Origin of the sequence: Pseudomonas sp. Z1-12, from assembly GCF_051132015.1 — a bacterium.
Classification (GTDB): domain Bacteria; phylum Pseudomonadota; class Gammaproteobacteria; order Pseudomonadales; family Pseudomonadaceae; genus Aquipseudomonas; species Aquipseudomonas zanjanensis.
The window spans coordinates 3,518,032-3,537,403 of record NZ_CP071647.1; the positions used below are offsets into that span (position 1 = coordinate 3,518,032).

The following is a 19,372-nucleotide window of genomic DNA, read 5'->3' on the forward strand; positions in this document are numbered from 1 at the left end:
CCATGACACCCAGCTCACTGGCCCGGCGCCTGATCGATCGATTCCAGCATGGCCTGCCGTTGTGCGCCGAACCCTATCGGGCCATGGCCGAGACCTTGGGCTGCAGCGAAGCCCAGGTCATCGATTGCCTGCAACACCTGCACGTGGCCGGGACCTTATCGCGGGTCGGCCCGGTGTTCGAACACTCCCGCGCCGGGGCCAGCACCCTCGCCGCCCTGGCCGTGCCCGAGGACCGCCTGCACCAGGTGGCGGCACGCATCAGCCAATACCCGGAAGTCAATCACAACTATGCCCGGGAACATCGCTACAACCTCTGGTTCGTACTGACCGGCCCCAACCGGGCGCACCTGGACAACATCCTCCAGGAACTGGAACACGACACCGGTCTCACGCCCCTGGACCTGCCCATGCTCACCGCCTACCGCATCGACCTGGGCTTTGCCCTGGAGGCCACCCCATGAACATCACCCTGAGCGAACAACAGTCACTGGCCTTGCGCCGTCTGCTGGAAACCGGCCTGCCCCTGACCTCCCGTCCGTTCCAGGCCTTGGCCGAACAGATCGAGGCCAGCGAGCCACAGGTGCTCGAACAGGTGCAGCGCTGGCATGAACAGGGCCTGTTCCGTCGTGTCGGCCTGGTGGTCAACCATCGCGCCTTGGGATTTGCCGCTAACGCCATGCTGGTGCTGGATGTGCCGGACGCCCTGGTCGATGAAATCGGCCGGCGCCTCGGCCAGGCCCCGGGCATCAGCCTTTGCTATCAGCGTCCACGGCGCCTGCCCCAGTGGCAATACAACCTGTTCTGCATGATCCATGGGCGCCAGCGTGACCGCGTCGAGGCCCAGGTCCAGGCGCTGCTGGAAGAACACCTGCTGGACGACCTGCCCCACCAGTTGCTGTTCAGCACGCACCTGTTCAAGCAATGCGGCGGACGTTTCGCCGCACCGGTCGGAGCCCGTAGCCATGGATGACCTCGACCGGCGCCTGATCAATCGCCTGCAATTGGGCCTGCCACTGGTCCGTCATCCTTGGCAGGCCCTGGCCGAGGAACTGGACAGCAATGCGACCGAATTGCTCGACCGCCTGCATGAACTGCTCAACGACGGCGTGCTGACCCGCTTCGGCCCGATGTTCGACATCGATCGCCTGGGCGGTGCGTTCACCCTGGCGGCACTGGCGGTGCCCGAATCGCGCTTCGAAACCATCGCCGAGCTGCTCGCGGACATGCCCGAAGTCGCCCACAACTACCGCCGCGAACACACCTGGAACATGTGGTTCGTGCTCGCCTGCCCCAGCGAACAGGCGATCAACGACACCCTGCTGCGCATCGAGCACCTGACCGGCCTGGTGCCGCTGAACCTGCCCAAAGAGGAGACCTACCATGTCGGCCTGTACTTCCCTGTCTGAGTCGTTGTGGCAAGCGCCGCCACGGCTGGATGAAACGCCCTTGGCCCTGCGTTTGGTGGAACTGACCCAGGCCGGCCTGCCCTTGCTCGAAGACCCCTGGGCCTGGCTGGCCGAACAACTGGGCTTGAGCGTGGAATCCACCCTCGACCTGCTCAAGCGCCTGCAGGCCGAAGGCGCGATCCGGCGCATCGCCGCCGTGCCCAATCACTATCGCCTGGGTTATCGCCACAACGGCATGACGGTGTGGGACGTGGCCGACGCCGATATCGCACGCCTGGGCGCCCTGCTGGGAGCGCAGCCCTTTGTCAGCCACTGCTATCGGCGCCCGCGCCGGCCCGGTTGGCGCTACAACCTGTTCGCCATGGTCCACGGCCGCAGCCGCGACGAAATCGACCGCTACCGCGAACACCTGCGCTATTTGCTGGGGGACGCCTGCGTCGCCGACGACATGCTGGTGAGCAGCCGCATCCTGAAAAAAACCGGCCTGCGGCTGTCGCCTGTGGGGGCAACGCTTGCTCGCGAAACAGGGGCGTCGGTTTTATGAAGGACCGCATCGGTTTCATCGCGGGCAAGCCTTGCTCCCACCAAGCCTTGCTCCCACGGAGCGACTTATGTTGAGGATCAGCCACTACCTACGAGCCCTGGCCGGGCATTGCCCCGCCCCACGTGTCGCGCCACCGGGCAGCCAGCGCCCGCCGGTGGTGATCTGGAACTTGCTCAGGCGTTGCAACCTGACCTGCAAGCACTGTTATGCAACATCCGCCGACAGCGTGTTTCGCGATGAACTGGACACTGCGGCGGCGCTGCAGGTCATCGATGACCTGCATGATGCCGGTGTGCGCGTGCTGATCCTGTCCGGCGGCGAACCCTTGCTGCGCGACGATCTGTTCCAGCTCAGTGCCTATGCTCGCGACAAAGGTTTTTTCCTGGCCCTGTCCACCAACGGCACATTGATCGACGCCGCCAACATCGAACTGATTGCCGCGGCGAATTTCGACTACGTCGGCATCAGCATCGATGGCCTGGAAGCAACCCACGATGAATTCCGCCGGCTCAAGGGCAGTTTCGCCAGTTCCATGGCGGCCATCCGGCTCTGCCGCGAGCAAGGGATCCGGGTCGGGTTGCGCACCACCCTCACCCAGCAAAACCATGCCCAGTTGCCACGCTTGCTGGACTTGATGGATGAATACGACGTACAGAAATTCTACCTGTCGCACCTCAACTACAGCGGCCGCGGCAAGCGCAGTCGCAAGCTCGATGCCCAGCAGCAGATGAGCCGCGAGGCCATGGACTTGATCTTCGAACGGGCCTGGCGCGACATCGAACAGGGACGCGACAGTGACTTCGTCAGCGGCAACAACGATGCCGATGCGATCCTCTTGCTGCACTGGGTATCCCGGCGCTTGCCCCAGCACTACGTCGCACTGGAGCAGATGCTGCGGGCCTGGGGCGGTAATGCCTCGGGTAGCGGCATCGCCAACATCGACAATACCGGCGAGGTCCACCCCGATACCTACTGGTGGCAGCACTCGGTGGGCAACGTGCGCCAGACACCGTTCAAGACCCTCTGGTCAGAGCGCCCCGATGCCCTGCTCTTGAAGCTGCGCGAACACCCCCGGGCCGTGGGCGGCCGCTGCGGGCAATGCCGCTGGCTGGACATCTGCAACGGCAATACCCGCACCCGCGCCTGGGCCGACGGCGACCTGTGGGGCCAGGACCCCGGCTGCCACCTCAGCGATGACGAAATTGGCCTGCACCCGATCCCCAGCGTTGCGCTGCCCTGCGCCTGATGAACCGACGGCGAACCTGATACCGAACCAAGGAAGTCCCATGCCTGCCTCCATCGTTTTGCCCGCTGCCCTGCAATCGCCCTTCAGACCGGGCGAGGTCGCCCTGGTCGGCGCCGGCCCCGGTGACCCGGGCCTGCTGACCTTGCGCGCCTGGAGCCTGTTGCTGCAGGCCGACGCGGTGGTCTACGACCGCTTGATCAGCGCGCAATTGCTCAGCCTGATTCCACTCACGTGCGCCCGGCATTACGTAGGCAAGGCCGCCGGCTGCCACAGCCTGCCCCAACCACAGATCAACGAACTGCTGGCCGACCTGGCCGACCAGGGACAACGGGTGGTGCGGCTCAAGGGCGGCGATCCGTTCATCTTCGGTCGCGGCGCCGAGGAACTGGAGTATCTGCTGGCGCGGGGTATCGATTGCCAAATCGTGCCCGGTATCACCGCCGCGGCCGGTTGCAGCACTTACGCCGGCATTCCCTTGACCCATCGCGACCTGGTCAATTCCTGCCGTTTCATCACCGGTCATTTGCAACGCGAAGGCGACTTGAACTTGCCTTGGCAAAGCCTGGCGGATGACAGCCAGACCCTGGTGTTCTACATGGGCTTGTCGAACCTCGGCACCATTGCCACGCAGTTGATCGCGGCGGGCCTGGCGGCTGATACGCCGGCGGCGTTGATCAGCAACGGCACGCGCCCCGACCAGCAGGTCCTGCGCGGCACGCTCCAGCAACTTCCGGAGCTGGCGCAGGCGTGCGCCGAAGGCCTGCCGACCTTGACGGTGATCGGCAAAGTGGTCGGCTTGTTTGCCCATCAGTTGCTGGAACATCCAGCCCGTCTGCACCCGGTCCTCCCGCACCAGCCAGGTATGGCGAGGGCCGCATCATGAGGCTAGGCTGGCTTGCCCCGCTATTGTGGATCGGTGCCGTCCACGGCGCCTCGGTGCCTGAACCGGACCTGGCATGGGCCGAACAGACTTACCAGCAACACTGCCAGCAGTGCCACGGGGTCAATCGCATCGGTGCTGCCGGGCCGGCACTGTTGCCGCAGAGCCTGAGCCGGATCAAGCCCGACGAAATTCGCCAGGTGATCACCCATGGACGCCCGGCCAGCCAGATGGCGGCGTTCGGCGCAGTGCTGACGCCGGCGCAGATCGATGGCCTGACCCACTACCTTCAACATCCGCCCGCCGTCGAACCGACCTGGAGCGAGGACGACACGCGCCACAGTCATCGCCTGTTGGCGGATGTCGCCACCCTACCCGATAAACCCCAGCATCACGCTGATCCGCTGAACCTGTTCGTGGTGGTGGAGGCTGGCGATCATCACGTCGATATCGTCGACGGCGATCGCTTCGAGGTCCTGGCGCGTTTCGCCTCACACTTTGCGCTGCATGGCGGACCGAAATTCTCCCCGGACGGACGCTTCGTCTATTTTGCCTCCCGGGACGGCTGGATCAGCCTGTATGACCTGCACAACCTCACGCTTATCGCCGAGGTGCGGGCCGGGCTCAATACCCGCAACCTGGCGGTGAGCAAGGACGGGCGCTGGGTGCTGGTGGGCAACACCCTGCCGGGCAATGTGGTGGTGCTGGATGCCCGCGACCTGTCCCTGGTCAAGACCGTTGCAACGGTGGGCCTGAACGGCCAGCCGTCGCGGGTCAGTGCGGTGTATACCGCACCGCCGCGCAACAGCTTCATCGTGGCCTTGAAAGACGTGAAAGAGGTCTGGGAACTGTCCACCGGACCGAACCCGGACTTCGTGCCCCGGCGGATCGAGGCCGAGGATTACCTCGATGATTTCTCCTTCTCGCCTGATTACCGGCAGTTGCTCGCCACCTCCCGCAAGGCCCAGGGCGGCCAGGTGATCGACCTCGACACCGGGCGGATCGTCACTGACATCGCGCTGCCGGGCATGCCGCACCTGGGCTCGGGGACCTATTGGAAACGCGATGGGCACTGGGTGTTCGCCACGCCCAACATCAGCAAGGGATTGATCTCGGTGATCGATTTCGACACCTGGAAAGTCATCGAGCAGATCCCCACCCTGGGCCCGGGTTTCTTCCTGCGCAGTCACGCCAACTCCCGCTACGCCTGGACCGATGTGTTCTTCGGCCCGGACAACGATGCCATCCACCTGATCGACAAACAGACCCTGGAAATCGCCCACACCCTGCGGCCCGTGCCCGGCAAGACTGCCGCCCACGTCGAGTTCACCCGCGATGGCCGCTACCTGCTGTTGAGCATCTGGGATAGCGATGGCGCGCTGATCGTCTACGACAGCAACACCCTCAAGGAAATCAAGCGACTGCCCATGAACAAGCCGTCGGGCAAGTACAACGTCGGCAACAAGATCGAGTTTGCCGAGGGGACGTCGCACTGAAAAAAAGGGGCTGATGCGCAGCCCCAATATCAACCGACCCTCAGGACTACTTCGCAGCCCAGCGGGAGCAAGCTCCCTCGCCACAAAGGCGATCGGAGGTGTAGGTCAGCTTAACCATTCTGTGGGAGCGAGCTTGCTCGCGATAGCGGCGTGCCAGCCACATCCATACCAAATGACTTGCCCTCATCGCGAGCAAGCTCGCTCCCACAGGGTTATGTGCGCAGCCAAGCAAATCGGCCATGGGGTTGCCCTCCGTGGCGAGGGAGCTTGCTCCCGCTGGGCTGCGCAGCGGCCCCCAAAGCAGGCCTGCCCCATCCTGGTGCCAGGCCCAAAGGGATTTCCCCCTCACCAGGTAAGCACCGCCCCCACCGCAAACGTATCGGTGTCTTCGTTCTGGGCGCTCGTATCGTGGCCATTGATTTCGAACTGGTTGTACTCGGCCACGAGCTTGAGGTTGTCGTTGATGTCATGGAACAGCGCAATGCCACGGGTTTCGTAATCGGCACCACTGCCCACCACGCCGTTGCCGTCGTCATCGGTCTTGCCGTAGGACAACGCCAAGCGGTTCTTGCCCAGCTTGTACGAGCCCTGTAACAGATAGCCCTTGCTGTCGACATTGCGCAGGGTCGCTTCACCGGCGTTGTTGGTGAAAAACGGGTTGATGCCCTTGGCCTGGAACCCCGATCCGGTGAGCGATAGCCCGCCCATCTTGGCCTGCACGCCGTAGCCCAGGCCCTTGGAAGTCACCGATTCGACCGTGGAGTCGGTGTTGTCCGAAGTCTGGTAGCTGCCGTTGAGCCAGCTGTAGATCTTCGCCCCGCCCAGGTCGAACTGGTAGGTGATCTCGCTCTCGGTGCGCGGGTTTTCCTGATAGGCCTTGCCGGTGGCGCTGTTGTCGTTGGTGTCCACCGGGTCCATGATCCCAACCGCCACGCGCAAGCCCTCCATCACTGGTGTGCGGTAGGTAATCTGCGAGGTCGGGAACGGGTACGGATAGCCGCTGCCAATGTTGCCGAACGACACGCCACCACCGTCCACCAGCCCCAGGGTGTCGCTGACCTGGCCATAACCGGCGAGCAGCTCGTCCAGCAGGATGTTGGAGCGGGCAAACAGGCCGAAGTCCTTGCCGACCAGCACTTCGCCCCACTCCGGGTTGGCCACGGTGCCGTAGAACTGGCGCACGTCGATGGCGGTGTCGGTGCCGTTGGTTTCGCTGTCGTTGATGGTCACCCAGAACGAGGCCCGGGCGCCGAGCTTGAGGTCATCGACCTGCTTGCCCATGTTGAAACCCAGGTAGTTGGGCAAAAAGCCCATCTTGACCCGCGCCTGCCGACGGTCGTACTGCTCGCCGGCGCGGTCCACGTCACTGTTGACGTAGAAGGCGTTGATGTAGCCGTCGGTGGAAAAGGTGGTCTGGTCCTTGTCGTACAGCATGATTTCAGCGTGGGCCCAAGGCGTCAGCCCCAGGCTGGAAAGACCGGCGATGACCGCAGGCAAAAAACGCAGGCAGGTATTTTTATTGTTGTGCATGGCGCGCTCCGCAACAGGGGACGGGATGTCGGAGGCGATTATCGAAAGGCGCCAGGGCGCGTCATACGCTGCCTTGGGAGCGATTGGCGGATGCTTTGGCAGCGCCGGCCCGGCGCGGCAGTTTGGGTGTAAGACGGCGAGGCTGGCGGGTGCGGTACTTTGGGTGTGGGCCGCAAGGTGGCTTGGGAGGGATCAACCCATTGGGCAGTCATAGTGAGTTGGCTGGTTTGTGGCTGCTGCGCAGCCCAGCGGGAGCAAGCTCCCTCGCCACAGGGGGCGCACCCACACTCAAAATTGAAGTCAGATCCAGCTTTTGTGATGAAGAAACTTGCTCCTACAGGGTTTGCACCGTGTTGCTTTTGTGGCGAGGGAGCTTGCTCCCGCTGGCCTGCGCAGCAGGCCCCTCGCCTTCGGCTCAGAACCGCGGCTTGACGGTCTTCCAATCCGGCCGGTAACGCTGCATCTGCCGCACATCGTCGCGCTGGCGAATGCCGCAACTGAGGAACTGTTCATGCAGCTTGCCCAGTTGATCCCGGTCCAGCTCCAAGCCAAGCCCAGGCGCCCGGGTGATCTTCACGCAGCCGTCGACAATCGGCAGCTTGCCACCCTTGATCACTTCTTCATCCGGCTCCTGCCACGGGTAATGGGTGTCGCAGGCATAGTCGAGGTTCGGCACCGCGGCCGCGACGTGGGCCATGGCCATGAGGCTGATGCCCAGGTGCGAGTTGGAATGCATCGACACGCCCAGGCCGAAAGTGCTGCACATTTTCGCCAACACCTGGGTGTCCCGCAGGCCGCCCCAGTAATGGTGGTCAGCCAACACGATCTGCACGCTGTCCAGGGCCACGCTGCGGCGGAACTCATCGAAATCGGTGACCACCATATTGGTCGCCAGCGGCAACCCCGTGCGCTTGTGCAGCTCGGCCATGCCTTCCAGCCCAGGCGTCGGGTCTTCGTAATACTGCAAGTCATCCCCCAGCAGCTCGGCCATGCGAATCGAGGTTTCCAGGGACCAGTTGCCATTGGGGTCGATGCGCAACGGGTAGCCGGGAAACGCCTGTTTCAGCGCCTTGATGCAGGCGACTTCATGTTCCGGATCGAGGGCGCCAGCCTTGAGCTTGATGCTCTTGAAGCCATAGTCCTGGATCATCCGCCGGGCCTGGGCGACGATCTGCTCTTCGTTGAGCGCCTCGCCCCAATTGTCGGCCGGGTACGGCGAATCGATGTGCTCGGCGTACTTGAAAAACAGGTACGCACTGAACGGAATCTCGTCGCGGATCGCGCCGCCCAGCAGGTCCACCAACGGCACGTTCAGGTAATGGGCCTGCAAATCCAGGCACGCCACTTCAAACGCCGAATAAGCGTTGCTCACCGCCTTGCTCGCGTGGGAACCCGGCGCCAGTTCGGCACCGCTGACGCTGGCCGGTTTCTGCGCGGCGACGGTCGCCTGGACGATGGCCCGCAACTGGTTGAGATTGAACGGGTCCAGGCCGATCAACTGGCTCTGCAATTGCTGCTGGATCGCCAGGGCCGGGGCATCGCCGTAGCTCTCCCCCAGGCCGATGTAGCCGTTGTCGCTCTCGATCTCGATGATCGAGCGCAGCGCGAACGGCTCATGGATGCCGCTGGCGTTGAGCAAGGGTGGGTCGCGAAAAGCGATGGGGGTGACAGTGACGCGTTTGATCTTCATACAGCGGCTCCCGATGGGCCAGGGTTCAAGGCTTGGGTTTTTTCCGGTCGGCCGGACAGTGAATTCGGTTTATCGCGGCCCGGCTTGGTACGGGCGAAGAAAATCACCACGGCGGCCACCAGGGAAGTGATCGCCAGCCCATACAGTCCGCCCTCGATGGACCCGGTGGTCTGTTCCAGGAAACCGAAGGCCGTGGGCGCCACGAAGCCGCCGAGATTGCCGATGGAATTGATCAGGGCGATCACCGCCGCCGCGATGCGCGCATCCAGGTAGCCTTGGGGAATCGGCCAGAACAGCGCCGAGGCCGCCTTGAAACCGATGGCCGCGAAACAGATCGCCACGAAGGCAAAGATCGGCCCGCCGGTGGTGGACATGAACATGCCGAACGCGGCGATCACCAGCGTCACCGCGACCCACGCCTGCTGGAATTTCCACTTGCCGGCCAGGGCGGCAAAACCGTACATCGCGACGATGGAAATGATCCACGGAATGGAATTGAGCAGACCGACCTGGAAGTCCCCCAGGTTGCCCATTTTCTTGATCATGCTCGGCAGCCAGAACGTGGCGCCGTAGATGGTCAGGGCAATGGAAAAGTAGATGAAGCAGAACAGCGCGATCTGTCGGTCGGCCAGCAATTTGAACATCGACGGCTTGATCACTTGCGCGGCTTCCCTCGCTCGCTGCTCTTCGGCGATGGCGGCGATCAAGACGGTTTTCTCTTCAGACGTCAGCCATTTGGCCTGGCTGGGGTGCGATTGCAGCCAGAACCAGACGAACCCGCACAGCACGATGGAGGCAAAACCTTCGATCAGGAACATCCACTGCCAGCCATGCAGGCCCATCCCGCTGATGTGCAGCAAGGCGCCGGAGACCGGGCCGGAAATCACCGAGGCGATGGCCGAGCCGCTGAGGAAGATCGCCATCGCCTTGCCGCGCTCGTTGGCGGGCAGCCATTGGGTGAAGTAATAGATGATGCCGGGAAAGAACCCTGCCTCCGCCGCGCCGAGGATGAAGCGCAGCACATAAAAACTGGTCTCGCCGCGCACAAAGGCCATGGCCATGGCCGCCGCGCCCCAGGTGAACATGATGCGCGTCAGCCAGGCGCGTGCGCCGTAGCGTTGCAAGAGCATGTTGGACGGAACTTCGAACAGCGCGTAGCCGATGAAGAACAACCCGGCACCGAGCCCGTAGGCCGCGGCGCCGATGCCCAAATCGGTTTCCAGGTGGCTGCGCACGAAGCCGATGTTGACCCGGTCGATGTAGTTGACGATGAACATCACCACCACCAACGGCAATACATGACGTTTGACCTTGGCCGCCGCGAGCGCCAGGGTGTTGTCATGGGTGGAGTCCGTTACGTTATTCAAGGGTGCCTCCCGATCGTTGTTTTTGTGGGGAACGGGACGATGATGGACGCGGCGGATTGTTCCCGTCTAATCTAACTTGGCACTTGATTGATACCTGGATTGAATCAATGTTTGAACTGGCCCAGTTGCGCTGCTTTACCACCGTGGCGACCGAACTCAACTTCCGTCGCGCCGCCGAACGCCTGAACATGACCCAGCCACCGCTGAGCCGCCAGATCCAGTTGCTGGAGCATCACTTGGGCGTCGAACTGTTCACCCGCAGCACCCGTAGCGTGGCGCTCACCGCCGCCGGCCGGGCGTTTTTCGTCGAAGCGCAGAACCTGTTGGAACAGGCGCAACAGGCCGCCGAGGCCGCCAAACGTTTTGCCAAGGGTGACATCGGCTCGGTGACCATCAGCTTCGTCGGCAGCGCGGTGTACGAGTTCTTGCCCAAGGTGATTGCCGAGGCCCGGCTGAAACAGCCCCAGGTCAAAATCGTCCTGGCGGAAATGAACACCTATCAACAGCACGAAGCTCTGCGCGCCAAGCGCATCGACCTGGGCATCGTCCGCTCGCCGCTGCTGGAAACCGGCTACGCCACCGAATGCCTGGTGCGCGAACCCTTCGTGCTGGCGGTGCCTGCGGGTCATCCGCTGGCCAGCGCTGAAACCGTCAGCGTCCAGGACCTGGACGCGCAACCGTTCCTGATGTACTCCCACGCCGCCTACCCGCCCTTCAACGAACTGCTCACCGGCATGCTGCGCTCGGCCCGGGTCGCACCGCAATTCGTGCAATGGCTGGGCTCGTCGCTGACGATCCTGGCCCTGGTCAACGCCGGCATGGGCCTGGCCCTGGTACCGCGTTGTGCCAGCAGCGTGGTGTTCAAGCAAGTGGTGTTTCGCGAGATCGATTTGGGCGAAGGGGTGCAGAGTGAGTTGCACCTGGTGTGGCGGGAGGATAACGACAACCCGGCGTTTACTATGTTGTTGGAGGGAATTCGGGGCGCGGTTCGGGAAGGGTTTTGAGGGCGGAGCAACATGGCCCATGGGGTTGGCAGTGGCTGACCGAGCGTCGTGGACTTAGGTTGTGAGGGCGCTGGCGGCGCCCCCACAACACTACCTGGCGATTACCCAGGTTTGTGGTTATCCAGTACTCGATTGACCGCTAACTCACCCAACATGATGACCCGTTGCAGCACCAGCATCGTTTGGCGTCTTGGGCCGTCCGTCAAATCGGTGAGGTCGCTGACCATCACGCTGGCGGATGCCAAGGATTCGCACGCCTCAACGAGCAACGTTTCGTCATCCACCGCTGCGTCGATGGTGAAGATCGTGCTGGGCTTGCGGGGCTGTATCTGCGTTTTCGTTGCCCCGGGTTTCAGGTAGTACTTGAGCGCGCGGTCTGCCGCCTCTTTCAACTTTTCAGGGTCGAGAGAGTCGCCGTAGAGTACCGAGTCGATATCCGGGGGGTTGGGAGTAACCTTGAACATATAACTAATTCCCTCAGTTGGGGCCGCAACCGTTCTCGACTAAAAGAAGGGTGGCGGCTGTGCGCAGGTTAGTCGACCGGTGGAATTAGCAAGCCCGGCGCGCCCAAGGGCGCCCTGCGCACAACCACCATCAAGTGCAGGAATAGAATGACCTGACTGAATGGTACTTATGCACTTTACTAAAACCGTCCGGGCGACTAAACCCGACCACTGATGGGCAGTGGCAGGTAAACGATAGAGGCCAGGGGCAAAGCGCACAAGCCGGCGGATTCTGACGCATGCGTAAGTAAGGACGCAAGGTCTCGTAGCCTTTCAGGCGTAATGTGGAGTGTATTTAAACGTGTCGCGCTTGATATGTTTACGGAAATTAAACATGGCGACTTTTCTTCGTTATTTCTTGGGGCTGTATTGGTGTAAATACAGTGTCTTACGAGACGCTTTAGCCCCATCGATATTAAACGAGGTCATTCCGTAGATAATACGTTGGCGGATGCTTTGGGGAATTTTCCTACAGTTGGCCGGCTACAACTTGTTGCGTTATCAAATGGCACCTTGCCCGATATTTACCCTGCGGTTCCTCATAGACCGATTGGACTTTGATCGTTTGATCGTTCCCACGCAGAGCTTGGGAACGATCGAAGCTGTGGCCTGTGAAACCCGTGGCGAGGGAGCTTGCTCCCGCTGGGCTGCGAAGCAGCCCCTGGTACTGACACCGAGGTGTGCCAGGTTTATGGGGAGCAGGTTTTTTGGGCTGCTGCGCAGCCCAGCGGGAGCAAGCTCCCTCGCCACATTGTCAGCGCTCTTGAGCCATGCGCCCGGCTGGTTTGCCAACGCCTCACTCCAGGTTGTACGATGACCGACGAGCATGCATCGCTCGCGTTCCTAATACCTACAACAACAAGGAAATCCCATGAAAAAAGCGACATTGGTCATTAGCTTCTTGTGCCTTTTCAGCGGCTACGCAGCGGCAGCCCCTTCGTCGGCCGAGCAGGAAGTGGCCCAGGCTGTCGACCACCTGACCCAAGCCATGCTGCACAAAGACATCCCACAACTCCAGGCACTGGCCGCCGAGAACCTGACCTATGGTCACTCCAGCGGCAACATCCAGGACAAGAAAGCCTTCATCGCCGACATCGAAACGGGCAAGAGTGCGTTCAAGACCCTGGAAATGAAGAATCAGAAAATCACCTTGTCCGGTGATGTGGCGCTGGTGCGCAATCACTTCTCGGCCCAGGCGCTCAAGGGCACTGAGGTGGTGCCGACGGAAATCGAGAACTTCCAGATCTGGCAGAAGCAGAAGAATGGCAAGTGGCTGCTGATCGGGCGTCAGGCGTTTCGGTTCTGATAGCGGGTTGACCGGGAAGACCTCTGTGGCAAGCGCAATTCTGTTCACTTGAGGCTGCTGTGATTCCTGTGGCGAGGGAGCTTGCTCCCGCTGGGCTGCGTAGCGGCCCTTTCTGTGAGCGCTTCGCACTCAGCGGGAGCAAGCTCCCTCGCCACGGATTGCTGCCCTCGCCGGTTGTATTCCCTCAAGTCGCGGCCCACTGCTCCCGGTACTGCAACAGGAAATCCACGAACGCACGCACCCGCTGCGGCACGTAGCGACCGTGGGGATACAACAAGGTGAACGGACGTGAGCGCCCCGCGAAAGGTCTTAGCACCTCCACCAACTGCCCGCCGGCCAACTCCTGCTCCACGATGAATTTGTAGGTCTGGAACAATCCTGCGCCATGCTTGGCCAACGTCACCCCGCCCAGTACATCATCCGAGCAGCAATACCCGCCCTGCCCGAACACTTCCTTTTCCTTGCCCTCGACATTGAACAACCAGGAAATCCGTCTGCCGCTGCTGGGCAGTTCGAACTGGATGCACTCGTGGTCATCCAGGTCTTCAAGCACCTGCGGCGTGCCGGCCTTGCGCAGATACTCCGGGGAGGCGACCACCACCAGTTTCGCGTCTTCCAGCAGCCGGGCGATCATCGACGAGTCGGGCTGGGCCCGCACCCGAATGGCGAGGTCATACCCTTCGGCAACGAAATCGATGTTTCGATTGCTCAGGTGCAGGTCCACCGTCACTTGCGGGTACAGCGCCCGAAAAGCCGGGAGCAACGGCAGGATGCGATGGTGGCCGTAAGTGGTGGGCAGGCTGATGCGCAGTTGCCCGGACGGCACCGATTGCGCGCCCATCATTTCCTGTTGCGCCTCGACCAGTTGCGTCAGCGCTTGCCGGCATTGCTCGAAATAGGTCTTGCCGGCTTCGGTCAAGCGGATGCTGCGGGTGGTGCGCACGAAGAGCCGTGAGCCCAGGCGTTCTTCCAGGCGAAAGATCGAGCGGCTCACCGCCGCAGGCGTAACGCCTGCCAACTGCGCCGCCGCGGTGAAACTGCCCGCCTCTGCCGCCAGGCAGAACAGTTCTATGCTGCCCAACTGCAGGTCTTCGAAATGACGCTTCATGATTCGTTACACCGCGTATCAACTGAAGTTTCCAAATGCCTGTTTATCAGTCCGTGGCGTATAAATACAGTGGCCTTGCAACACGCGGGCGTTGTCCCGCGTCCATTTCCCACCCGCTGGAGTGCACCATGCCTTTCGTCAATGTGCGAATTACCCGAGACGGCGTTACCCGTGAACAGAAAGCCCAGGTGATTTCCGAAATCACCGAAACCCTCCAGCGCGTGCTGGGCAAGGACCCGCATTTGACCCATATCGTGATCGAAGAAGTCGACACGGATAATTGGGGATATGCGGGGATGACGACGACTGAGTATCGAAGTCTACCCAAGGAGTAAGGCGCCACCTTTGCGAGCCCGGTCCGATTGACCGGGCTTTTTTCTGCCTGCCAACCCGGCTGACAGCAAGACCCCACATTCACCACCAATCCCCTGTGGGAGCGAGCTTGCTCGCGATAGCAGTGTGTCAGTCAACATCAATATCGACCGGCTTGGCGCCATCGCGAGCAAGCTCGCTCCCACAGGGGGGGTATATGTGTGGCTTGGGCATTGATTACATGACGTATCAACTCAAGTACCAGATGCCTTATTTATCAAACCCTGACGCACCAATACCCTGAGCTCAACCAACGCCACACCGGCGCATCGGTTCAACCCAATGTGATCAGGAGTCAATCATGAGCCTCAACAAAACCGTCATCATCACCGGCGCTTCCAGCGGTATCGGCCTGGGCTTGGTCAAGGCATTCCTCGCTCGGGGCTACAACGTGGTGGGCAACGCCCGCTCCCCGTCCGGCCTGGACGCTGCCGCCGCCGAGTTCGGTCACCCGGCCGGTTTCCTCGGCGTGGCTGGCGACATCTCCGACCCGGCCACCTCAACCGCCCTCATCAGCCAAGCCGTCGAGGCGTTCGGCGCCGTTGACGGGTTGGTGAACAACGCCGGTTTTTTCCTGCCAAAACCCTTCGTCGAATACAGCCCCCAGGACTTGGACGCGTTGCTGGATACCAACCTCAAGGGGCTCGTCTTTGCCAGCCAGGCCGCTGCCGCTCACATGATCGGGCGCCAGCAAGGCTTCATCATCAACATTTCAGCTGCCGTGGCCTTGCAACCGAACATCCAGGTGCCGGCCGCGCTGCCGGTGCTGATCAAGGGCGGTGTCAACCAGATGACCCGCGCCCTGGCCCTGGAACTGTCGCCCCACAACATCAAGGTCAACGCCGTCGCACCTGGCATTATCGACACGCCGATGCACGACCCGGCGCACCGCGACTTCCTCAACCACCTGGCCCCGGCCGGTCGTGTGGGCACCATCGAGGAAATTGCCGAGGCCGTGTTGTACCTGGCGGGTGCTGATTTCACGACCGGCGCGATATTGCCGGTGGACGGCGGGATGAGCACAGGCAAGTGGTAAATAGGCAAGTGGCAAAAAACAAAAACCCCGGAGGCCAGGCCTTCGGGGTTTTCGTGACGTAACGGATTCAGAGCGTGTAGGAGATACCAGCCTGCACGGTTCGCGGTGCGCCTGGGTACGCGTAGACGCCACCGAATGCACCTTCTTCGTAGTCGGCGTCAAACAGGTTCTTCAGGTCCAGGTTAAGGCGTATCCGCTCATTGACCTTGTAATAGCCGAGCAGGTCGACGACGGTGTAGCTGTCCATGGTAAAGGTGCTGGCCGCCGTATTGCCGGCCCGCTCATCAACGTACTTGGCGCCCAGGCCCAGGCCGAGGCCCTTGAGGCCGCCGTCCTGGAACTCGTAGACGTTCAACAGGCTGAAGGAGTTCTTGGGCACGTTGAGCAAGCGGGTGCCGGACGGGATATTGATGTCCTTGGTCACTTCGGCATCCACGTAGGCGTAGCCACCGATCACGCGCCACTCCGGCGTCAGGTTGCCCGCCACGTTCAAGTCAAAGCCACGGCTGCGCACTTCTCCGGCAGCCAGATTGAAGGTGGGATCCAACGGGTCGGGCGTGAGCACATTGCGTTTTTCAATCTGGTAGATTGCCGCGTCGACGCTCAACTGACGATCCAGGGCTTCCCACTTGACGCCCATTTCGTAGGACTTGCCCTCTTCCGGTTTGAATCCCCCGCCTTGAAGGGCGGCACCGGTGTTAGGTTTGAATGAACGGGCGGTATTGGCATAGACAGCCACGGTATCGGTCAGGTCGTAGATCACTCCCAGGCGTGGGGTGACGGCATTTTCAGTCTTGTCCCAGTTACGGCTACCGGGCCGAGCCTGAGGGACGAAGGATTCGTACTCATGCTCGAAATGCTCGAAACGCGCCCCGGCCAACAGCTTCAACCGCTCAGTCAACGCCACCTGATCCTGGACGAACACACCAAACGTCTTGAGATTTTCCTGGTCATTGGTAGGCGTGCGCGTCAATGCCGGGCGTGGCTGGCCATGCACCGGGTCGAAGATATCGATCGGGTAGGCACCTGTGCCGCCAGCGGAACGCCGGATGATCGACTGGTAATCGTAGTCTTCATACTCGATCCCCGTCAGCAACGTATGCTCGAACCCGCCAGTAGAAAAATGCCCAGTAAGGTTGAGTTGGGTGTCCCGGTCGGTCCATTCCAGCTTGCGGTAGTTGAAGTTACGACCCAGAGTGCGCCCATCTGGACCGATTCCGTTGCCTTCCACGGCATTGCCCTGCAAGGTGCCGTCGAGCCACTGGGTGCCGCCGGCCAGGGTCCAGTCGTCGTTGAGCATGTGCTCGAAACGCACCTGCAGCATGTTGTTGTCATTGTGCAGCTTGCCCACGTCTTTCTCGCCGAAGAACGTATCCCGCGACGCGGTGCCGCGCTGGCCGGCGTAATGGGTCAGGCCACGGTCCAGCGGCGCATTGTTGCGCATGAAATCGCCTTCGAAGGTCAGGCGCGTGGTGTCGTTGACCTGCCAGCTCACCACCGGCGCGATGCCGTAACGCTCGGTCTCGACGTGGTCGCGGAACGTATCGCCGCCCTCACCCACCACGTTCAAGCGATAAGCCAGGCGCCCTTCTTCGTCCAACGGACCGGACGCATCGAGCGTGCCGCGACGCATCCCCTGGTCACTGACCTGGCTGCCGAGGGTCACCGTGCGCTCGGTCAACGGCTGCTTGGACACCACGTTGAAGGTACCGCCCGGGTCGCCACGGCCATAGAGCATGGTGGCCGGGCCACGCAGGACTTCCAGGCGTTCGATGGTGTTGGCGTCCGGCATGTTCGGGTAGCCACGGTTGATCGGGAAACCGTTGCGGTAGAACTCGCCGGTGGTGAAACCGCGGACAGTGAAGGTGGTCAGGCCCTGGCCGCCGAAGTTGTTGGCCCGGCCTACGCCGCCGGCGTAATCGAGGGCGTCTTGCAGGCGCGTGGCACTGAGGTCTTCAACGACATCGCGGGAAACGACGGAAATGGATTGCGGGGTTTCATGGATCGCCGTGTCGGTACGGGTGGCACTGGCCGAACGGGTGGCGTGATAGCCCTTCACCGGGCCCTGCGCCGTTTCAGAGTCTGAATTGCCGACGATATCGGTGGCTTGCAACTCCAGGGAGGCCGGTTTGGCAGGGATCGGCTCTTCGGCCCAGGTGGGAATGGAATAAGCTTGGAGCACACACAGTGAAACGAGAATCCGACGCATCGATGCACAATCCTAATGGAAAAAAGCCTCCACATCGGGAGGCTGACAAGAATGTGTCGCGAAAGATACAGTAACTCATTGTTGTTTGATATCTATTCCCATTAACACCTATGGTTTTTGTGACCGGTCAGTCCGTCATCGCGAGCAAGCTCGCTCCCACAGGGGGTTGTGGTGCACATGAGCTCCGTGTCACCGAAAATCCAATGTGGGAGCGAGCTTGCTCGCGATGGCGCCGGATCAATCTGCCCAAACCCTACCGCCCCACCGCAATCGACTCCTCCTCGACCCGCTGGAAAAACCTCTGCGCACGTACATCCTGGGTATAAGCCACATTCAACCGCAACCAATCACACACCTCCCCTTGCGGCAGGAACGTCGAGCCCTGGGACAGTTGGATCTGCAGTTCCCGGGCGATCTGCTGCACCCGCTGCGCCGCCAGGCAGCGCGGCCTGGCCCAGATGAACAGGCCTCCCATCGGCTCGGCAAAGATCTCCCAGTGGGCCGGGTCCAGTTGGCGCAGCGTACTTGCCATCTGCTTGTTCAGGCGCTGGCGCAAGCGCTGGATCAGCTTGCGGTAAGCGCCGTTGGCCAGCAACGTCGCCACCACGTTTTCCGCCAGCAATGAACAACCAATGCCGGTCACCATCTTGACCTCGGCCAGACGCTGGATGATGTCGGGCTGGGCCACCACGTAACCGATGCGCAGCGAGCTGGACAGCGTCTTGGAAAAGCTCGCCAGGTAGATCACCCGGTCCAGTGCGTCCAGGGAAGCCAGGCGCGACGTCGGGCCATTCTGGAAATCGGCGTAGATGTCGTCCTCGATGAGGCGAAAGTCATGGGCCGTCGCCAGTTGCAGCAAGCGGTAGGCCACGCTCGGCGCCAGGCTGGTGCCGGTGGGGTTCTGGTACATGCTGTTGATGAAGAAGTACGAGGGTTTGTGCTCGCCGAGTAACTGTTCCAGGCGGGCGATGTCCGGGCCTTGGGCGGTTCTTGGCACGGCCACGGTCTTCACCCCGTGCAATTTCAGCAAATTGAACAGGTTGTAGTAGCCGGGGCTTTCCACCAGCACCAGGTCACCGGGCTTGAGCAGGGTTCGCACCAGCAGGTCGAGGCCCTGGCTGGCGCCTTGGGTGGTGATGATCTGTGTCGGGTCGACGTGGATGTCGATCAGGCCCAGGCGTTTTTGCAGGTGCAGGCGCAGATGAGGCGAACCCAACGGGGTGCTGTAGTTGAACAATGCGTGGTTGTCGCTGCGCACCACTTGGCGGATCGCCTGGCCCAGGTCGGCGTCGTCGCGCCAGGGGTCGGGCAGCCAGCCGCAACCGAGCTTGAGCTGGGTCGATTCATTGTCGAACAACTGCCACGACGGGTTATCCGTATCAGGTGGCGGTTGCACCGGCCGGGCCAACTGTTGCGCGACAAAAAAACCCGCGCCATGCCGAGACTCCAGCACCCCGCTGGCCACCAGTTGGTCATAGGCCTTGATCACGCTCGACAGGCTCAGGCTATTTTCCCGGGCCAGTTGGCGAATCGACGGCATCCGTGCGCCGGGGCGAATGCCATGGGCGTCGATCCAGCCCGTGAGGTGCGTCACGAGTTGGCGGATAACCGGCTCGGCAACGTTGCGATCAATCTTCAGGTCCACGGTGGGCACTCTTGGTCAAGTGTTCTCGAT

Annotated in this window: 18 protein-coding genes; 11 read left to right on the top strand and 7 right to left on the bottom strand. The window is 61.8% G+C overall.

The features are described 5' to 3' along the window. The first annotated feature begins 2 nt into the window (after nucleotides 1-2). The 7 genes from J3P85_RS14910 (at nucleotide 3) to J3P85_RS14940 (ending at nucleotide 5,572) form a co-directional block, all read left to right on the top strand. Nucleotides 3-461, top strand: coding sequence for an Lrp/AsnC family transcriptional regulator (locus J3P85_RS14910; protein ID WP_434702161.1), 459 nt, complete (start codon nucleotides 3-5; stop codon nucleotides 459-461). Next, nucleotides 458-970 (top strand): siroheme decarboxylase subunit beta, encoded by a 513-nt coding sequence (gene ahbB, locus J3P85_RS14915; protein ID WP_434702162.1) that lies wholly within the window; start codon nucleotides 458-460, stop codon nucleotides 968-970. The genes J3P85_RS14910 and ahbB (J3P85_RS14915) overlap by 4 nt, the downstream gene beginning before the upstream one ends. Further along, nucleotides 963-1,406, top strand: coding sequence for an Lrp/AsnC family transcriptional regulator (locus J3P85_RS14920; RefSeq protein WP_250963167.1), 444 nt, complete (start codon nucleotides 963-965; stop codon nucleotides 1,404-1,406). Before ahbB (J3P85_RS14915) ends, J3P85_RS14920 begins: the two co-directional genes overlap by 8 nt. Continuing rightward, nucleotides 1,381-1,950 (top strand): siroheme decarboxylase subunit beta, encoded by a 570-nt coding sequence (ahbB, locus tag J3P85_RS14925; RefSeq protein ID WP_434702164.1) that lies wholly within the window; start codon nucleotides 1,381-1,383, stop codon nucleotides 1,948-1,950. Before J3P85_RS14920 ends, ahbB (J3P85_RS14925) begins: the two co-directional genes overlap by 26 nt. A 67-nt stretch (nucleotides 1,951-2,017) precedes the next feature. Beyond that, the gene (gene nirJ, locus J3P85_RS14930; RefSeq protein WP_434702165.1) at nucleotides 2,018-3,196 is read left to right on the top strand and encodes a heme d1 biosynthesis radical SAM protein NirJ; all 1,179 of its coding nucleotides are present in this window, start codon (nucleotides 2,018-2,020) and stop codon (nucleotides 3,194-3,196) included. A 40-nt stretch (nucleotides 3,197-3,236) separates the two neighbouring features. Continuing rightward, nucleotides 3,237-4,079, top strand: coding sequence for a uroporphyrinogen-III C-methyltransferase (gene cobA / locus J3P85_RS14935; protein WP_434702167.1), 843 nt, complete (start codon nucleotides 3,237-3,239; stop codon nucleotides 4,077-4,079). Next, nucleotides 4,076-5,572: a cytochrome D1 domain-containing protein gene (locus J3P85_RS14940; protein ID WP_434702168.1), complete on the top strand. Its 1,497-nt coding sequence runs from the start codon at nucleotides 4,076-4,078 to the stop codon at nucleotides 5,570-5,572. Before cobA ends, J3P85_RS14940 begins: the two co-directional genes overlap by 4 nt. A 345-nt stretch (nucleotides 5,573-5,917) precedes the next feature. Here the strand turns inward: J3P85_RS14940 and J3P85_RS14945 are convergent, their stop codons facing one another. The 3 genes from J3P85_RS14945 to J3P85_RS14955 form a co-directional block, all read right to left on the bottom strand. Next, complete coding sequence (locus J3P85_RS14945; protein ID WP_411387428.1) at nucleotides 5,918-7,102, bottom strand: porin; 1,185 nt, start codon at nucleotides 7,100-7,102, stop codon at nucleotides 5,918-5,920. A gap of 415 nt (nucleotides 7,103-7,517) precedes the next feature. After that, the gene (locus J3P85_RS14950) at nucleotides 7,518-8,792 is read right to left on the bottom strand and encodes a glucarate dehydratase family protein (protein WP_250963173.1); all 1,275 of its coding nucleotides are present in this window, start codon (nucleotides 8,790-8,792) and stop codon (nucleotides 7,518-7,520) included. Next, the gene (locus tag J3P85_RS14955; RefSeq protein WP_434702170.1) at nucleotides 8,789-10,159 is read right to left on the bottom strand and encodes an MFS transporter; all 1,371 of its coding nucleotides are present in this window, start codon (nucleotides 10,157-10,159) and stop codon (nucleotides 8,789-8,791) included. The genes J3P85_RS14950 and J3P85_RS14955 overlap by 4 nt, the downstream gene beginning before the upstream one ends. Nucleotides 10,160-10,266: 107 nt before the next feature. Here J3P85_RS14955 and J3P85_RS14960 point away from each other — a divergent pair, with 107 nt between their 5' ends. Continuing rightward, nucleotides 10,267-11,163: a LysR substrate-binding domain-containing protein gene (locus tag J3P85_RS14960; RefSeq protein ID WP_434702171.1), complete on the top strand. Its 897-nt coding sequence runs from the start codon at nucleotides 10,267-10,269 to the stop codon at nucleotides 11,161-11,163. 101 nt (nucleotides 11,164-11,264) lie between these two features. Here the strand turns inward: J3P85_RS14960 and J3P85_RS14965 are convergent, their stop codons facing one another. Continuing rightward, entirely contained in the window at nucleotides 11,265-11,627 is a 363-nt protein-coding gene (locus J3P85_RS14965; protein WP_434702172.1) for a DUF6124 family protein, read from the bottom strand. Between the two features lie 910 nt (nucleotides 11,628-12,537). Between J3P85_RS14965 and J3P85_RS14970 the strand changes: the two genes are divergently transcribed. Next, complete coding sequence (locus J3P85_RS14970) at nucleotides 12,538-12,972, top strand: nuclear transport factor 2 family protein (RefSeq protein WP_434576094.1); 435 nt, start codon at nucleotides 12,538-12,540, stop codon at nucleotides 12,970-12,972. Between the two features lie 184 nt (nucleotides 12,973-13,156). On the opposite strand, the gene J3P85_RS14975 is transcribed toward J3P85_RS14970, so the two are convergent. Next, on the bottom strand, nucleotides 13,157-14,080 hold the full coding sequence (locus J3P85_RS14975) for a LysR substrate-binding domain-containing protein (protein ID WP_434702173.1): 924 nt from the start codon (nucleotides 14,078-14,080) through the stop codon (nucleotides 13,157-13,159). 128 nt (nucleotides 14,081-14,208) lie between these two features. Here J3P85_RS14975 and J3P85_RS14980 point away from each other — a divergent pair, with 128 nt between their 5' ends. Together J3P85_RS14980 and J3P85_RS14985 are read left to right on the top strand one after the other, a co-directional pair. Further along, nucleotides 14,209-14,415, top strand: coding sequence for a tautomerase family protein (locus J3P85_RS14980; RefSeq protein ID WP_025213530.1), 207 nt, complete (start codon nucleotides 14,209-14,211; stop codon nucleotides 14,413-14,415). 338 nt (nucleotides 14,416-14,753) lie between these two features. Beyond that, complete coding sequence (locus J3P85_RS14985; RefSeq protein ID WP_434702175.1) at nucleotides 14,754-15,488, top strand: SDR family NAD(P)-dependent oxidoreductase; 735 nt, start codon at nucleotides 14,754-14,756, stop codon at nucleotides 15,486-15,488. A 67-nt stretch (nucleotides 15,489-15,555) separates the two neighbouring features. On the opposite strand, the gene J3P85_RS14990 is transcribed toward J3P85_RS14985, so the two are convergent. Then, complete coding sequence (locus J3P85_RS14990; protein ID WP_434702176.1) at nucleotides 15,556-17,697, bottom strand: TonB-dependent siderophore receptor; 2,142 nt, start codon at nucleotides 17,695-17,697, stop codon at nucleotides 15,556-15,558. A gap of 253 nt (nucleotides 17,698-17,950) precedes the next feature. Then, entirely contained in the window at nucleotides 17,951-19,342 is a 1,392-nt protein-coding gene (locus J3P85_RS14995) for a PLP-dependent aminotransferase family protein (RefSeq protein ID WP_434702177.1), read from the bottom strand. Nucleotides 19,343-19,372 lie beyond the last annotated feature (30 nt).

Coding starts and splice junctions, on each gene's coding strand:
- J3P85_RS14950 (WP_250963173.1), bottom strand. CDS start 8,792: ATGAAGATCAAACGCGTCACTGTCACCCCCATCGCTTTTCGCGACCCA.
- J3P85_RS14940 (WP_434702168.1), top strand. CDS start 4,076: ATGAGGCTAGGCTGGCTTGCCCCGCTATTGTGGATCGGTGCCGTCCAC.
- J3P85_RS14985 (WP_434702175.1), top strand. CDS start 14,754: ATGAGCCTCAACAAAACCGTCATCATCACCGGCGCTTCCAGCGGTATC.
- J3P85_RS14920 (WP_250963167.1), top strand. CDS start 963: ATGGATGACCTCGACCGGCGCCTGATCAATCGCCTGCAATTGGGCCTG.
- J3P85_RS14990 (WP_434702176.1), bottom strand. CDS start 17,697: ATGCGTCGGATTCTCGTTTCACTGTGTGTGCTCCAAGCTTATTCCATT.
- J3P85_RS14965 (WP_434702172.1), bottom strand. CDS start 11,627: ATGTTCAAGGTTACTCCCAACCCCCCGGATATCGACTCGGTACTCTAC.
- J3P85_RS14980 (WP_025213530.1), top strand. CDS start 14,209: ATGCCTTTCGTCAATGTGCGAATTACCCGAGACGGCGTTACCCGTGAA.
- J3P85_RS14975 (WP_434702173.1), bottom strand. CDS start 14,080: ATGAAGCGTCATTTCGAAGACCTGCAGTTGGGCAGCATAGAACTGTTC.
- J3P85_RS14910 (WP_434702161.1), top strand. CDS start 3: ATGACACCCAGCTCACTGGCCCGGCGCCTGATCGATCGATTCCAGCAT.
- nirJ (WP_434702165.1), top strand. CDS start 2,018: ATGTTGAGGATCAGCCACTACCTACGAGCCCTGGCCGGGCATTGCCCC.
- J3P85_RS14960 (WP_434702171.1), top strand. CDS start 10,267: ATGTTTGAACTGGCCCAGTTGCGCTGCTTTACCACCGTGGCGACCGAA.
- J3P85_RS14970 (WP_434576094.1), top strand. CDS start 12,538: ATGAAAAAAGCGACATTGGTCATTAGCTTCTTGTGCCTTTTCAGCGGC.
- J3P85_RS14945 (WP_411387428.1), bottom strand. CDS start 7,102: ATGCACAACAATAAAAATACCTGCCTGCGTTTTTTGCCTGCGGTCATC.
- ahbB (WP_434702164.1), top strand. CDS start 1,381: ATGTCGGCCTGTACTTCCCTGTCTGAGTCGTTGTGGCAAGCGCCGCCA.
- ahbB (WP_434702162.1), top strand. CDS start 458: ATGAACATCACCCTGAGCGAACAACAGTCACTGGCCTTGCGCCGTCTG.
- cobA (WP_434702167.1), top strand. CDS start 3,237: ATGCCTGCCTCCATCGTTTTGCCCGCTGCCCTGCAATCGCCCTTCAGA.